This window comes from Burkholderia sp. AU19243, assembly GCF_018148075.1.
Taxonomy (GTDB): domain Bacteria; phylum Pseudomonadota; class Gammaproteobacteria; order Burkholderiales; family Burkholderiaceae; genus Burkholderia; species Burkholderia latens_A.
The window spans coordinates 112,020-126,393 of the sequence record NZ_JAGSTV010000012.1 but is presented as its reverse complement, the minus strand read 5'-3'; the positions used below and the strand labels follow the sequence as shown (position 1 = coordinate 126,393).

Genomic DNA, 14,374 nt, shown 5'->3' with positions numbered 1-14,374 from the left:
ATGCACCGCGAAACGAATTTGCAGGTGGAGAACGAGGAGACAATCGAGGCACAAAGTGCCCGGACCCCAAAGCGCTGTTGGACGGAATCCAACAGCGCTTTTTCATTTGCGTGCGCGAATTTCCGTCGATGGTGCAGACGCGAGCCGCCGCGTTCTCCGCGCCCCAGCCAAGTCTTGCAGCGCCGGCTCTTAACCGGTCCCCGTTCTCTTTTTGTCCGATGTTGCCCGTCGCTCGCGCCCGTGGCGCCGATCGTCGTTCGGGCTTACCCGGTTAGCGTGCGCAAAACGGGTCCGTTACACTCAGCTTTCGCCGACCGCGCGGTCGGGAAAATCGGTCGGCAGTTCTCCTACAAGCACAATGCAGAAGAGGGAGTACGGTTGGATGACAAGCGCAGCACGATGGATCGGGGCACGAGCGGGCGTGGGCGCCTGTCGTTCGGCGTCGGGCAAGCATCGGCATGCCCGGGCTGTCGCCGGCCGTCCTGCGGGTGGCATACGCGTCTCGGCGCGAGCCGCGACAGTGTCGGCAGCCGCGCCGGTCATTGCGTGCGCATCCACTGCGCCGTGCGCGCCGTCGTTCGCCGTTGCGTGCGCATGAACTGCCGGTACTTCGACGTTACGCCATTCTTGCATGTGGCCCAGCCGGCCACGGCCGCCCGGCCTTCGCGCGGTCGTTGCATTCCCATCGGTCGCGTGTCGCGCACCACGGCCTTTCGACGCTTGCTTCATCCGGACGACACTGCCGGCGTGCATCGTGGCCGCCGGACGGCCGTTTCGACGGATACGGTCGCGCACGTGCGCGGTGCCCGCGCGGTTCATCGCGGCGCCGCCGGTTCACGGGAAAACGAGCGTAGACGCGGTATGACGAGATAGTTAATGTATTAACTTGTTTGGGGACCGGGAGCCGCCGAGCGACCCGCGGATTTTTCGAGCAGCGTTTGGAGACAACGTAAATGAAGATGAATCGATGGATGGAGGTTCTGCTTGCCGCGGGCCTCGTGTGTGCGGCGGCCACGGCGTCGGCGCAGGTGAAGATCGGCGTCACGCTGTCGGCCACGGGGCCGGCCGCGTCGCTCGGAATTCCGGAAAAGAACACGATCGCGTTGCTGCCGAAAGAAATCGCGGGCAAGAGCGTCCAGTACATCGTGCTCGACGATGCGTCCGACACCAGCCGCGCGGTGCAGAACGTGCGCAAGCTGATCGACGAGGATCACGTCGACGCGATCATCGGTTCCTCGGTGACACCGAACTCGCTGGCGATGCTCGACCCCGTGTCGCAGGGCAAGACGCCGACGATCTCGCTCGCCGCGAGTGCGCAGATCATCGCGCCGATGGACGCGAAACGCGCATGGATGTTCAAGGTGCCGCAGAACGATCAGCTGATGGCCGACGCGATCGCCGGGTACATGGCGAAGCACGGCGTGAAGACAGTCGGCTTCATCGGCTTTGCCGATGCGTATGGCGACAGCTGGTACAAGACGTTCGATGCGGCCGCTGCGAAGAACGGCCTGAAGGTCGTGTCGAGCGAGCGCTACAACCGAACCGACGCGTCGGTGATGGGGCAGGTGCTGAAGCTGATGGGCTCGAATCCGGACGCGGTGCTGATCGCCGGCTCCGGCACGCCAGCCGCGCTGCCGGCGAAGACGCTGAAGGAGCGCGGCTACAAAGGCAAGGTCTACCAGACGCACGGCGTCGCGAACAACGACTTCCTGCGCGTATGCGGCAAGGACTGCGAAGGCGAGATCCTGCCGGCGGGCCCGGTGCTGGTGACTGACCAGCTGCCGGATTCGAACCCGGTGAAGAAGCCGGCGCTCGGCTACAAGGCGGCGTACGAGAAGGCGTACGGCGCGGGCTCGCTGTCGACCTTCGGCGGGCATGCATGGGATGCGGGGCTGCTGCTGCAGCGGGCGATTCCGGACGCGCTGAAGAAGGGCCAGCCGGGAACCGAAGCATTTCGCGAGGCGCTGCGCGCGTCGCTCGAGAGCGTAAAGGATCTGCCGGTGTCGCACGGCGTGATCAACATGACGCCGACCGACCACAACGGTTTCGATACGCGTGCGCGCGTGATGGTGCAGATCGTCGACGGCAAGTGGAAGCTGCAGGCCGAGTGAGCATCACGTGAAACGGTGGGCGCGGCGCGCATGGCGCCGTGCATGCCGTCGGCGGCGCGGCGGGCCTCGCGGCCCGTCTTCGCGCCGCATGGAATCTCCGGGGAGCCGCCGCGCGACGCCTGACGCCTGGTCTTGCCGTCCGCGCGCGCCGTTCCCGTCGCCGTTTCTCCGCAGCATTTTCGATACACGAAACGTATGGATCTCTCGATTGCGGCGATCCTCGCGCAAGACGGCATCACGACCGGCGCCATTTATGCATTGCTGTCGCTGGCGCTCGTGCTGGTGTTTTCCGTCACGCGGGTGATCTTCATTCCCCAGGGCGAATTCGTCGCCTATGGCGCGCTCACGCTCGCGGCGTTGCAGGCGCAGAAATTCCCCGCCACCTGCTGGCTGCTGTTCGTGATGGGTATCGCATGCTTCCTGCTGGAAGTCGGCGCGCTGGTTCGTCATCGCGAGCGCCGTCATCAGCTCGGCCGCACGCTTGCGACGCTCGCGAGCCGCTACGTGCTGCTGCCGCTCGCGGTGTTCGCGCTGACGCGCAGCTTTGCGGCGCAGCCGCTGCCGATGCTCGCGCAGATCGCGCTGACGCTCGCGATCGTCGTGCCGATGGGGCCGTTCGTCTACCGGCTCGTGTATCAGCCGATCGCCGAGGGCACGACGCTGCTGCTGCTGATCGTGTCGGTTGCCGTCCATTTCGCGATGGTCGGCCTCGGGCTCGTGATGTTCGGTGCGGAGGGCTCGCGCACCAACGGATTCTCGGACGCATCGCTGGCGATCGGCGGCATGACGGTGTCGGTGCAGAGCATCCTCGTGGTCGCGACGGCGCTGGTGTTGATCGGTGCGCTTTACGTGTATTTCGGCCGCACGATCGCCGGGAAGGCGTTGCGCGCGACGTCGGTGAACCGGCTCGGCGCGCGGCTCGTCGGCATCGGCACGACCGAAGCAGGACGGCTCGCATTCACGTTCGCCGCAGGGCTGGGCGTGCTGTCGGGCATCCTCGTTGGCCCGCTGACAACAATCTATTACGACTCCGGCTTCCTGATCGGGCTGAAGGGTTTCGTCGGCGCGATCATCGGCGGGCTCGTCAGCTATCCGCTCGCGGCCGCCGGCTCGCTGCTCGTCGGCGTGCTCGAATCGTATTCGTCGTTCTGGGCGAGTGCGTACAAGGAAGTGATCGTGTTCACGCTGATCATCCCGGTGCTGCTGTGGCGCAGCTTCGCAACGCCGCACGCGGAAGAGGAAGAGGAGTGACACGATGAAGACGATCGTACGCAACAAGACCTTCTGGCTGTTTCTCGTGGTGCTGTTCGCGCTGCCCGTGTTGCCCGGCGCGCTGCAGGTGCCCGAATACTGGATCACGCTGCTCAACTACATCGGCCTCTACGCGATCGTCGCGATCGGGCTCGTGCTGCTGACGGGCGTCGGCGGGATGACGAGCTTCGGACAGGCTGCGTTCGTCGGCGTCGGCGCGTACGCGACCGCGTTCCTGACGACGCGCTATGGCGTGTCGCCGTGGCTCGCGCTTGTCGTCGGCGTCGTGTTGACGGCGCTGGTCGCGCTTGTGCTCGGCGCGGTGACGATGCGCCTGTCGGGGCACTTCCTGCCACTCGGCACGATCGCGTGGGGCCTTGCGCTGTTCTATCTGTTCGGGAATCTCGAACTGCTCGGCAAGTACGACGGGATCAACGGGATTCCGGCGCTGAACCTGTTCGGTATCGAGCTCGGAAGCGGTCGCAGCTTGTATTTCCTGATCTGGGCCGTCGTGCTCGCCGCGATCGTGTCGGTGCAGAACCTGCTCAACAGCCGGCCTGGCCGCGCAATCCGTGCGCTGCGCGGCGGCGGCGTGATGGCCGAAGCAATGGGCGTGAACACCGCGTGGATGCGCGTCGTGATCTTCGTCTATGCGGCGGTCCTCGCGGCGGTGTCGGGCTTCCTGTATGCGCACCTGCAGCGCGCGGTGAACCCGACCCCGTTCGGTCTGAACCACGGGATCGAATTCCTGTTCATGGCCGTGGTCGGTGGGGTGTCCCACGTATGGGGCGCGGTGCTCGGCGCGGCGATCCTCACGGTGCTGCAGGACTACCTGCAGACGCTGCTGCCGAAACTGCTCGGCTCCGAAGGCAACTTCGAGATCATCGTGTTCGGCGTGCTGATGGTGCTGCTGCTGCAGTATGCGCGGCAGGGCGTGTGGCCGTTCGTCGCGAAGCTGTTTCCGCGCGGGCCGCGCGCGCATGTGCCCGATCGTGCGGATCCGCTGCCGCAACGGACGAAGCCGGTCGCAGGTGAACCGCTACTCGTCGTCGATAACGCACGCAAGCAGTTTGGGGGCCTGGTGGCCGTCAACGATGTCAGCTTCGACGTGAAAGCGGGGCAGATCATCGGGCTGATCGGTCCGAACGGTGCCGGCAAGTCCACGACGTTCAACCTCGTGACCGGCGTGCTGCGGCCGACGGGCGGCACCATCACGTTTCGCGGTGAGCGAATTGACGGGCTCACGTCGCGGCAGATCGTCCGGCGCGGAATCGGCCGCACGTTCCAGCACGTGAAACTGCTGCCGACGATGACGGTGCTCGAGAACGTCGCGATCGGCGCGCATCTGCGCGGCCGTACAGGCGTGTGGCGCAGCGTCGCCCGACTCAATGCACGCGAGGAAGCGCAGTTGCTGGCCGAAGCGGCGCGGCAGATCCGCCGTGTCGGGCTGGAAAAACACATGTACGACGAAGCGGGCAGCCTCGCGCTCGGCCAACAGCGGATCGTCGAAATCGCGCGCGCACTGTGTTGCGACCCGACGCTGCTGTTGCTCGACGAGCCGGCCGCCGGCCTGCGCTACCAGGAAAAACAACAGCTCGCTGACCTGCTGCGGCGGCTCAAAGGCGAAGGAATGAGCGTGTTGCTCGTGGAGCATGACATGGATTTCGTGATGAATCTCACCGACCGGCTGGTCGTGATGGAGTTCGGCACGCGCATTGCCGAGGGGTTGCCGCACGACGTGCAGCAGGATCCGGCCGTGCTCGAGGCGTACCTGGGCGGGGTGGAGTGATGGCGGACACGACGATGCCGATTCTCGAGGTGCGCGGACTGGCGGTCCGATACGGGAAAGTGGAGGCGTTGCACGGCGCTGCGATCAAGGTCGGCGCGGGTCAGATCGTCAGCGTGATTGGCCCGAACGGAGCCGGCAAGTCGACGCTGCTGAACGCGATCATGGGTGCGCTGCCGGTGACCGGGCACGCGTCCGGCGCCGTGGTGTACCGTGGCCACGACGTGAGCCCGCTGCCGATCGAGCAGCGCGTTGCACGCGGAATGTGCCTCGTCCCGGAAAAACGGGAGTTGTTCAGCACGATGACGGTCGAAGACAACCTCGTGCTCGGCGCATATCGGCGCAAAGTCGCCGGAGAATCGAACTTTCTCGATCAACTCGATCACGTGTTTGCGCTGTTTCCGCGGCTGAAGGAACGGCGCAAGCAGGCGGCCGGCACGCTGTCGGGCGGCGAACGGCAAATGCTTGCGGTGGGTCGCGCGCTGATGGGCAAGCCGGACTTGCTGATGCTCGACGAGCCAAGCCTGGGGCTTGCGCCGCTGATCGTGAAGGAGATCTTTCATATCATTAGCGCGCTGCGCGGCACGGGCGTCGCGACGCTGCTGATCGAGCAGAACGCGCGGGCCGCATTGCAGATCTCGGACTACGGCTATGTGCTGGAAACCGGCGAATTCGCGCTCGAGGGGCCCGCGGCCGAGCTGGCACAGAATCCACAGGTGATCGAGACGTACCTCGGACTCGCTAAGAAAACGGCTTGATTGCCGCGTAGTCGGTGGCAACGGACGGCGTGTTTCACGTGAAACACGCCGTTGTTGTTTCCGGCAGCATGCCGATGTTTGGTGAGCGCCCGGGGGATAAGTGCCGGATTGCACAGCGCGAGCACTGTGAGTGAAGGGGCCGCGTTGCGGGGCGGAATCATCCTATCGCCCGGCCGAAGGCGGGTCACAGGGGATAAGTGCCGGGATACCCATCGAAAAGACTGTGATTATGCAAACCCGTTGCGCTCGGCAACACGGATCGCGATATCGGGAGCGGTGGTAGACGGTGCCGGCTGGTTGGTAGGGGCTGAACTCGGCCATTCGGCCGAAAACCGCCTAAACGTACGGACCCTACCAATCGGACGGTCTTCGAGTGAAAAGCGAACCCGCTATAATTCGGCCCATACATTTCTCTGATAGGTTCGTGCGCACCCCTGCGCGCGGAATCCACCATGCTTTTTCCCACAGAATTTGACGTCATCGTCGTCGGTGGCGGGCACGCCGGCACGGAGGCTGCGCTGGCATCCGCGCGTATGGGCGCGAAGACACTGCTGCTGACCCATAACATCGAAACGCTCGGGCAGATGAGCTGCAATCCGTCGATCGGCGGCATTGGCAAGGGCCATCTGGTCAAGGAAGTCGACGCGCTTGGCGGTGCGATGGCTGCCGCGACCGATGAGAGCGGTATTCAGTTCCGGATCCTGAACTCGTCGAAGGGCCCGGCCGTGCGTGCGACGCGCGCGCAGGCGGACCGCATCCTGTACAAGGCTGCGATCCGCCACCGGCTCGAGAATCAACCGAATCTCTGGCTGTTCCAGCAGGCAGTCGACGATCTGATGGTTGAGGGCGACCGTGTGGTCGGTGCTGTCACGCAGATCGGCATCCGCTTCCGCGCGCGCGCGGTGGTGCTGACGGCCGGTACGTTCCTCGATGGCAAGATCCACGTTGGCTTGAACAATTACACGGGCGGCCGCGCGGGCGATCCGGCGGCCGTGTCGCTGTCGTCGCGCCTGAAGGAGCTGAAGCTGCCGCAGGGCCGCTTGAAGACAGGGACGCCGCCGCGTATCGACGGCCGCACAATCGACTTCTCAAAGCTCGACGAGCAGCCGGGCGACCTCGATCCGATTCCCGTGTTCTCTTTCCTGGGCCGCGCGGAGCAGCATCCGCAGCAGCTGCCATGCTGGGTCACGCATACGAACGAGCGTACGCACGACATCATTCGCGGCGGTCTCGACCGTTCGCCGATGTATACGGGTGTAATCGAAGGCGTCGGCCCCCGTTACTGTCCATCGATCGAGGACAAGATCCACCGCTTCGCATCGAAAGAATCGCACCAGATCTTTCTCGAGCCGGAAGGGCTGACGACCAACGAGTTCTACCCGAACGGGATCTCGACGAGCCTGCCGTTCGACGTGCAACTCGAGCTCGTGCATTCGATGCGCGGCCTCGAGAACGCGCACATCTTGCGTCCGGGCTATGCGATTGAATACGACTACTTCGATCCGCGCGCGCTGAAGGCGTCGCTTGAAACGAAGGCGATCAACGGCCTGTTCTTTGCGGGCCAGATCAACGGCACGACGGGCTACGAGGAAGCGGCTGCGCAAGGGCTGCTGGCCGGCCTGAACGCCGGCCGTTACGTGCAGGAGAAGGAAGCGTGGTGCCCGCGCCGTGACCAAGCGTACCTGGGCGTGCTGGTCGACGACCTCGTCACCCGCGGTGTGGCCGAGCCTTACCGGATGTTCACGAGCCGCGCCGAATACCGGCTGAGCCTGCGGGAAGACAATGCGGACATGCGCCTGACGGAGATCGGCCGAGAACTCGGGCTGGTCGACGACGCGCGTTGGGACGCATTCAGCCGGAAGCGTGACGCTGTTTCACGTGAAACCGAACGGCTGAAGTCCACGTGGGTCACGCCGAAGACACTGCCCCCGGAAGAGGCGACCGCGCTGCTCGGCAAGGCGATCGACCACGAATACAGTCTCGCCGAATTGCTGCGCCGTCCGGGCATCAGTTACGACGGCGTATGCGGGTTGAAGGGCGGCGAGTGCGGCCCCGTCGAGCCGCTGGCGGACGATCCGGTCCTGCTTGAGCAGATCAAGGAGCAGGTCGAGATCGGCATCAAGTATCAGGGCTATATCGAGCGCCAAGCGAACGAGATCGAGCGCAATGATGCGAACGAGAACACACGTCTGCCTGACGGGATCGATTACCGTGAGGTGCGTGGATTGTCTTTCGAGGTGAGCCAGAAGCTCAACGAGTTCCGGCCGGAAACGATCGGGCAGGCATCGCGGATCTCGGGTGTTACGCCGGCCGCGATCTCGCTGCTGATGGTGCATCTGAAGCGCCGCGGGCTGGGCCGTCGCAACGGCAATGCCGCAGAGGCCACCGCGCAGGGGGACGGCGCCGTCCCGACGCAACAATGACGGCGCGTCGCGCGCCGGCGGTTAATCGGGACGTACTTGAACAGATGCTCGTCGACGGCACGGCCGCCCTCGACGTTGCATTGACGGAAGCACAACGCGGCCAATTGCTCGACTATGTGGCGCTCCTCGGTAAGTGGAACGCGGTCTACAACCTGACCGCGATCCGCGACCCGAAGCAGATGCTGATCCAGCACATTCTCGATTCGCTGTCGATCGTTCCGCATCTGCGCGGCCGGGCGTCGGCTCGCGTGCTCGACGTCGGCTCGGGCGGCGGATTGCCCGGCATCGTACTGGCGATCGTACAGCCGGACTGGCAGGTGACGCTGAACGATATCGTGCAGAAAAAATCTGCATTCCAGACACAAATGCGCGCGGAGTTGAAGCTCGCGAACCTGTCGATCGTCACCGGGCGTGTCGAATCGCTGCAGCCGGGTGTCGAAGTGCCGGAAAAATTCGACATGATCGTATCCCGCGCTTTCGCGGATCTATCCGACTTCGTTAAACTTGCTCGACATCTCGTCGCGCCCGGTGGATCGATCTGGGCGATGAAGGGTGTCCACCCGGACGATGAAATTGCGCGCCTGCCAGAAGGCAGCCACGTGAAGCAGACGATCCGGCTGGCGGTACCGATGCTCGATGCCGAACGGCATCTGATCGAGGTTATCGTCGACGACGCGAATTGAAGGCGCGCGATGGCGCGTCGTTTGTTTGAAGGTAAAGGGAACACACCAACGATGGCAAAGATCTTCTGCGTTGCGAACCAGAAGGGGGGCGTCGGCAAGACGACGACATCGGTCAATCTCGCCGCGAGCCTTGCAGCGCAGGAGCAACGAGTCCTGCTGATCGATCTCGACCCGCAGGGCAACGCGACGATGGGCAGCGGGATCGACAAAGCCGCTTGCGAGTCAACCGTGTACGAAGTGCTGGTCGACGGCGTATCGATCTCGGACGCGCGAGTGCGCCCGGACGGCGTCACGTACGACGTGCTGCCGGCCAACCGCGAGTTGTCCGGTGCCGAGATCGAGCTGATCAGCATCGACAACCGCGAACGGCGGCTGAAAGCCGCACTGGAGCGTGTGGCCGACGATTACGACTTCGTGCTGATCGACTGCCCGCCGACGCTGTCGCTGCTGACGCTGAACGGCCTGTGCGCGGCGCACGGGGTCGTGATTCCGATGCAGTGCGAGTACTTCGCGCTCGAAGGGCTGTCGGATCTCGTCAACACGATCAAGCAGGTTCACGCGAACATGAACCGCGATCTGAAGATCATCGGCTTGCTGCGCGTGATGTTCGATCCGCGCATTACGCTCCAGCAGCAAGTCTCCGATCAATTGAAAGCGCACTTCGGCGACAAGGTGTTCGACGCGGTGATTCCGCGCAACGTGCGCCTCGCGGAAGCGCCGAGTTACGGGTTGCCGGGCGTCGTGTTCGACCGTAACTCGCGTGGTGCGCAGGCCTATCTGCAGTTCGGCGCCGAGATGATCGATCGCGTGCGCGCGTTCGAGGTGTCGTGATCCGGACATGAGCGAAGCGAGGAAGAAAGACATGAACGCGGTACCAAAGAAGAAGGGCTTGGGACGTGGCCTCGAGGCGCTGCTCGGCGGCAGTGCGGACATCACCGAAGCGGTGAAGATCGAAGGCGCGCCGAACACGCTCGCGCTCGGCAAGCTGCAGGCCGGCAAATATCAGCCGCGTACCCGAATGGACGAGGGCAGCCTGCAGGAACTGGCGGCCAGCATCCGCGCACAAGGTGTGATGCAGCCGATCCTGGTGCGGCCCATTTCGTCTGACAAATACGAGATCATCGCGGGCGAGCGGCGCTTCCGCGCAGCGCGCCTGGCGGGTCTCGACGAAGTGCCGGTGCTGGTGAAGGACGTGTCCGATCAGGCCGCCGCCGCCATGGCGCTGATCGAGAACATCCAGCGCGAGGACCTGAACCCGCTGGAAGAGGCGCACGGCATCCAGCGCCTGCTCGACGAATTCGGTTTCACGCACGAACAGGCCGCGGAGTCGGTCGGCCGCTCGCGCAGCGCGGTGTCGAACCTGCTGCGCCTGCTGAATCTCGCATCGCCGGTGCAGACGATGCTGCTCGCCGGCGATCTCGACATGGGGCATGCGCGTGCGCTGCTCGCGGTCGATGCGGCGACGCAGATCACGCTCGCGCACCAGGTCGTCAACAAGCGCATGTCGGTCCGCGAGACCGAGAAGCTGGTCGCGCACACGACGAAGGAAGCGCCGGCCGTGAAGGCGCGCGCGAAGGATGACGGCGGCCGCGATACGCGCCGTCTCGAGGAAGAACTGTCCGACCTCCTCGCATCGACGGTGAAAATCAAACTCGGCCGTCGTGGGCGAGGGCAGGTGATGATCGACTTCGGCAACCTCGACGCGCTCGAGGGCATTCTCGCGCGCCTGCGCGGCAACGTCGCGACTGAAGAGTAAAGAGGCGCAATCGATGGAACGTACGGGCGCGCCGGCGCCGCGCCGGTGGCTCGGTTGGCTTGCGAAGGAGCCGGTGCTCACGGTGCTGGCAGTTGCGCTGATTCTTCTTCAATGGTTGCGTCCGCAACCAATCGCCGCATTGACCGCGCTCGTGGACTGGCAGACGGTTGCGACACTCGCGGGTCTGTTGATGCTGACGAAGGCGCTGGAGCTGTCTGGTTGCCTGATGTGGCTCGCGCATCGCATCGTGCATCACGTGCATTCGGAGCGCGGGCTCGCGATGTTGCTCGTCGTGTTCTCGGCGGTACTCTCGATGTGGCTCACCAACGACGTTGCGCTGTTCGTCGTGGTGCCGCTGATGGTGTCGCTGCGCGCGTTGACGCCGCTGCCGTTCCGGCGGCTCGTCATCGTCGTCGCGCTCGCGGTCAACGCGGGCTCCGTCGCGACGCCGCTCGGCAATCCGCAGAACCTGTTCCTGTGGCAATTGAGCGGCGTGTCGTTCGGCCGCTTCGTGGTCACGCTCGGGCCGCTCGCGCTGGCGCTGATGGCGCTGCTGCTTGTGCTGACGGCCTGTGCGTTTCGCGCGAAGCCGCTCGATCTTTCGGGCGACGTCGAGATCGTACGCGTGCAACGCATGCACGCGCTGCTTGCGGCGGTGCTGTTCGCCGCATTCGTGCTGCTCGCGGACGCGCACCATCCGGTGCCGGGCCTGATCGCCGTCGGGGTCGCGCTGCTCCTCGCGAAACGTGATGCAGTGCTGAAGATCGACTGGCTGCTCCTGTTGATCTTCGTGCTGATGTTCGTCGTGTTGCGCAGCGCGGCCGCATTGCCGGTCGTGCACGACACGATTGCACACGCGCAACTCGACTCGCCGCTACGCGTCTATGCCGCCGGCGCGGTGCTGTCACAGGGCATCAGCAACGTCCCGGCAGCGATCTTGCTGTCGGAATTCACGCACGACTGGCGCGCGCTCGCATTCGGCGTATCGGTTGGGGGCTTCGGTTTCGCGATCGGCTCGCTCGCGAACCTGATCGCGGTGCGTCTCGCGAAGGAGCCGCGGATGTGGCTGCCGTTTCACGCGGTGTCGATTCCATTCGCGCTCGCGAGTGCGGCACTGGGCGCGTGGTTGCTCGCTCACGCTTGAGCGGCACTCGGCACTCAGCACTCAGCACTCAGCACTCAGCACTCAGCTGCGGCTGCGGCTGCGGCTGCGGCTACGGCTGCGGCGAGCGGGGCGGGCCGTGCGCGGCAATCGCGATCGTCACAATGCAGCGGCTGTTGATAAGTGCCGCGCATCACAGTCGATCTTCTGTGGCGGCACAACAACTGATTCGCGACGTCGGCGCGCGGCCAGCCTCGCTTATCGAGAGCGTCGCGCTCGCGCGATGACCACAGCGCATCCTCCGTTTCGCATCGTCGTGCCGGCCTCTTTTCCGTCACTGCGTCACAGCAGCTTTCCTGTCGCAATTGCGTCGCGAACGGTGCGCCCGCACCAGGCATCGATGTCACGCGATTTCGTTGCCGACGCACTTTTCCGTGCCGGAAATGGCGGAGCAAAACCTCGACCTTACAACTGTCATCGTACGTCGTTGATTCGCGCGTTTTTCACATGATGAGGCGTCGTTTTACACAGGTTTTTGTCGCGTCTAAAGCCTTGAATCACTTGCAACTATCGCTTACAATCGCCCGGATTTGTTAGCTAGGCACCCCTGAAAGCTTTCGGAAAGCTTGGGGCCGGGTTCAAGGATTTTGCGGAAGATTGCGATGGCGGGTCAGGCGCCGAACGACAGGCACGATGATCACCGAACGCAACGCACCGCTTCAGCGGCCGGCGAGCGGCGCGAATCCGATGGCGACGACTGGGATGCCGAGCAGCAAGATAACAACATCGTTCCGCTCACGCGGACGGAAGCCGAGAGGCTGTTCGGTCCGAACGTGAGCAAGCCGTCGCGCGTGACGCCGTACAAAGTGGTGATCGCGCAGGTGGTCTTGTCCCTGGTTGCAACGCTGGCGTGGTGGCTGTTTTCAAAGTCGCCGGGCGCCGCTGCGCAGTCCGCGTTTCTGGGCGGGGCGATCGGCTGGGTGCCAAGCGCGTTGTTCGTGGCACGACTGAAGGCAGGTGGTTCGGCCACCGTGATGAGCTGGGTAATGGGCGAAGCCCTGAAGCTCGGCGTGACGATCGGGATGTTCGCCGCGGTGGCGTACGGCTATGCCGGCGTGCACTGGCCGGCGCTCCTCGTCACCTACCTCGTCGTGCTGAAGACGTACTGGATCGCGCTGGCCTGGCGGTAAAACAAGCAGCGTGCGGTTTCGACAACGAACCGCGCCGGCCCGTTCCCGCAATAGCGTATTGCGGAACGGGGCAAAACGATTTTCGACAATTTGGGTGGCATTAACGATATGGCAGCTAGCGAAGGCACGCGCGGTCCGGATCCGTCCGAGTACATTGCGCACCACTTGCAGAACTTCTCCACCTCGCATCAGACGTCGATTTTCGACATTCACGTCTGGAACCTCGACACGCTGTTCTGGTCGATCGTGTGCGGCATCGTAACGATCATCCTGCTGCGTCTGGCCGCCCGCAAGGCGACGTCCGGCGTGCCGGGCCGCTTCCAGTGCGCGATCGAGATGCTCGTCGAGATGGTCGAAGACCAATCGAAGGCCATCGTCCACGGCAACCGTACCTTCATCGCACCGCTCGCCCTCACGGTCTTCGTGTGGGTCGCGCTGATGAACTCCCTCGACTTCCTGCCGGTCGACCTGCCGGGCCGCGTGATCGGCCTGCTCGGTCTGTCGGACGTGATTTCCCACCATCGCATCGTCCCGACGGCCGACCTGAACGGCACGCTCGGCATCGCGCTCGGCGTGTTCGTCCTGATGATCTACTACAGCATCAAGATCAAGGGCGCAGGCGGTTTCGCGCATGAACTGCTGTCGGCGCCGTTCGGCGGCCACCCGCTGCTGTGGATCCCGAACCTCGCGCTGAACATCGTCGAATACGTCGCGAAGACCGTCTCCCTCGGCATGCGGCTGTTCGGCAACATGTACGCAGGTGAGCTGTTGTTCCTGTTGATCGCCCTGCTCGGCAGCATGTGGAGCTTCGGTGGCGACGCAACGTTCCTCGGCTTCGTTGGTCATGTGATCGCGGGCAGCGTCTGGGCAATCTTCCACATCCTGATTGTTCTGTTGCAGGCATTCATTTTCATGATGCTGACGCTGGTGTATCTCGGCCAGGCGCACGACAAGCACTAAGCGCGGCGTGCAAAAAGAGTTTCCGTTTTAGTTTTTTAAATCTCAGTTCCAAGTCTTTTCACAAAGGAGTGATCATGCAAGCTTACATCGCCAACATCCAGGGTCTGACCGCCATCGGTATCGGCATCATCATCGGCCTGGGTGCAATCGGCGCCTGTATCGGTATCGCGCTGATGGGTGGCAAGTACATCGAAGCCTGCGCGCGTCAGCCGGAACTCATCAACCCGCTGCAAACGAAGATGTTCCTGCTGGCCGGCCTGATCGACGCTGCATTCCTGATCGGCGTTGGTGTCGCAATGCTGTTCGCGTTCGCGAACCCGCTCCTGTCGAAGCTCGCAGGCTAAGGTTCCTCGG

At 64.0% G+C, this 14,374-nt stretch carries 12 protein-coding genes; all 12 read left to right on the top strand.

The annotated features are described in order from the left end of the window. Positions 1–953 precede the first annotated feature (953 nt). The 12 genes from KDW55_RS21730 to atpE all read left to right on the top strand — a co-directional run bounded on the left by KDW55_RS21730 (position 954) and on the right by atpE (position 14,364). Positions 954–2,111 (top strand): ABC transporter substrate-binding protein, encoded by a 1,158-nt coding sequence (locus KDW55_RS21730; RefSeq protein ID WP_040142757.1) that lies wholly within the window; start codon positions 954–956, stop codon positions 2,109–2,111. Positions 2,112–2,306: 195 nt separating this feature from the next. Continuing rightward, on the top strand, positions 2,307–3,362 hold the full coding sequence (locus KDW55_RS21725; protein ID WP_040142758.1) for a branched-chain amino acid ABC transporter permease: 1,056 nt from the start codon (positions 2,307–2,309) through the stop codon (positions 3,360–3,362). A gap of 4 nt (positions 3,363–3,366) precedes the next feature. After that, positions 3,367–5,151: a branched-chain amino acid ABC transporter ATP-binding protein/permease gene (locus tag KDW55_RS21720; RefSeq protein WP_059548109.1), complete on the top strand. Its 1,785-nt coding sequence runs from the start codon at positions 3,367–3,369 to the stop codon at positions 5,149–5,151. Further along, positions 5,151–5,906: an ABC transporter ATP-binding protein gene (locus KDW55_RS21715; protein ID WP_040142760.1), complete on the top strand. Its 756-nt coding sequence runs from the start codon at positions 5,151–5,153 to the stop codon at positions 5,904–5,906. The genes KDW55_RS21720 and KDW55_RS21715 overlap by 1 nt, the downstream gene beginning before the upstream one ends. A 452-nt stretch (positions 5,907–6,358) precedes the next feature. Then, positions 6,359–8,329 carry a tRNA uridine-5-carboxymethylaminomethyl(34) synthesis enzyme MnmG gene (gene mnmG / locus KDW55_RS21710; RefSeq protein WP_059548105.1) on the top strand — a complete coding sequence of 657 codons (1,971 nt, stop codon included), beginning with the start codon at positions 6,359–6,361 and terminating at the stop codon, positions 8,327–8,329. Further along, positions 8,326–9,012 (top strand): 16S rRNA (guanine(527)-N(7))-methyltransferase RsmG, encoded by a 687-nt coding sequence (rsmG, locus tag KDW55_RS21705; protein WP_040142765.1) that lies wholly within the window; start codon positions 8,326–8,328, stop codon positions 9,010–9,012. Before mnmG ends, rsmG begins: the two co-directional genes overlap by 4 nt. A 51-nt stretch (positions 9,013–9,063) precedes the next feature. Then, on the top strand, positions 9,064–9,843 hold the full coding sequence (locus KDW55_RS21700) for an AAA family ATPase (RefSeq protein WP_040142767.1): 780 nt from the start codon (positions 9,064–9,066) through the stop codon (positions 9,841–9,843). A 31-nt stretch (positions 9,844–9,874) separates the two neighbouring features. After that, positions 9,875–10,768, top strand: coding sequence for a ParB/RepB/Spo0J family partition protein (locus KDW55_RS21695; protein WP_034183983.1), 894 nt, complete (start codon positions 9,875–9,877; stop codon positions 10,766–10,768). Positions 10,769–10,781: 13 nt separating this feature from the next. Continuing rightward, positions 10,782–11,912 carry an SLC13 family permease gene (locus tag KDW55_RS21690; RefSeq protein ID WP_212161035.1) on the top strand — a complete coding sequence of 377 codons (1,131 nt, stop codon included), beginning with the start codon at positions 10,782–10,784 and terminating at the stop codon, positions 11,910–11,912. A 620-nt stretch (positions 11,913–12,532) separates the two neighbouring features. Further along, on the top strand, positions 12,533–13,060 hold the full coding sequence (locus tag KDW55_RS21685) for an ATP synthase subunit I (protein ID WP_069240927.1): 528 nt from the start codon (positions 12,533–12,535) through the stop codon (positions 13,058–13,060). Positions 13,061–13,168: 108 nt separating this feature from the next. After that, positions 13,169–14,020, top strand: coding sequence for a F0F1 ATP synthase subunit A (gene atpB, locus KDW55_RS21680; protein ID WP_034209647.1), 852 nt, complete (start codon positions 13,169–13,171; stop codon positions 14,018–14,020). Positions 14,021–14,094: 74 nt separating this feature from the next. Then, positions 14,095–14,364, top strand: a complete 270-nt coding sequence (gene atpE / locus KDW55_RS21675) for a F0F1 ATP synthase subunit C (RefSeq protein ID WP_006482730.1) — start codon at positions 14,095–14,097, stop codon at positions 14,362–14,364. Positions 14,365–14,374 lie beyond the last annotated feature (10 nt).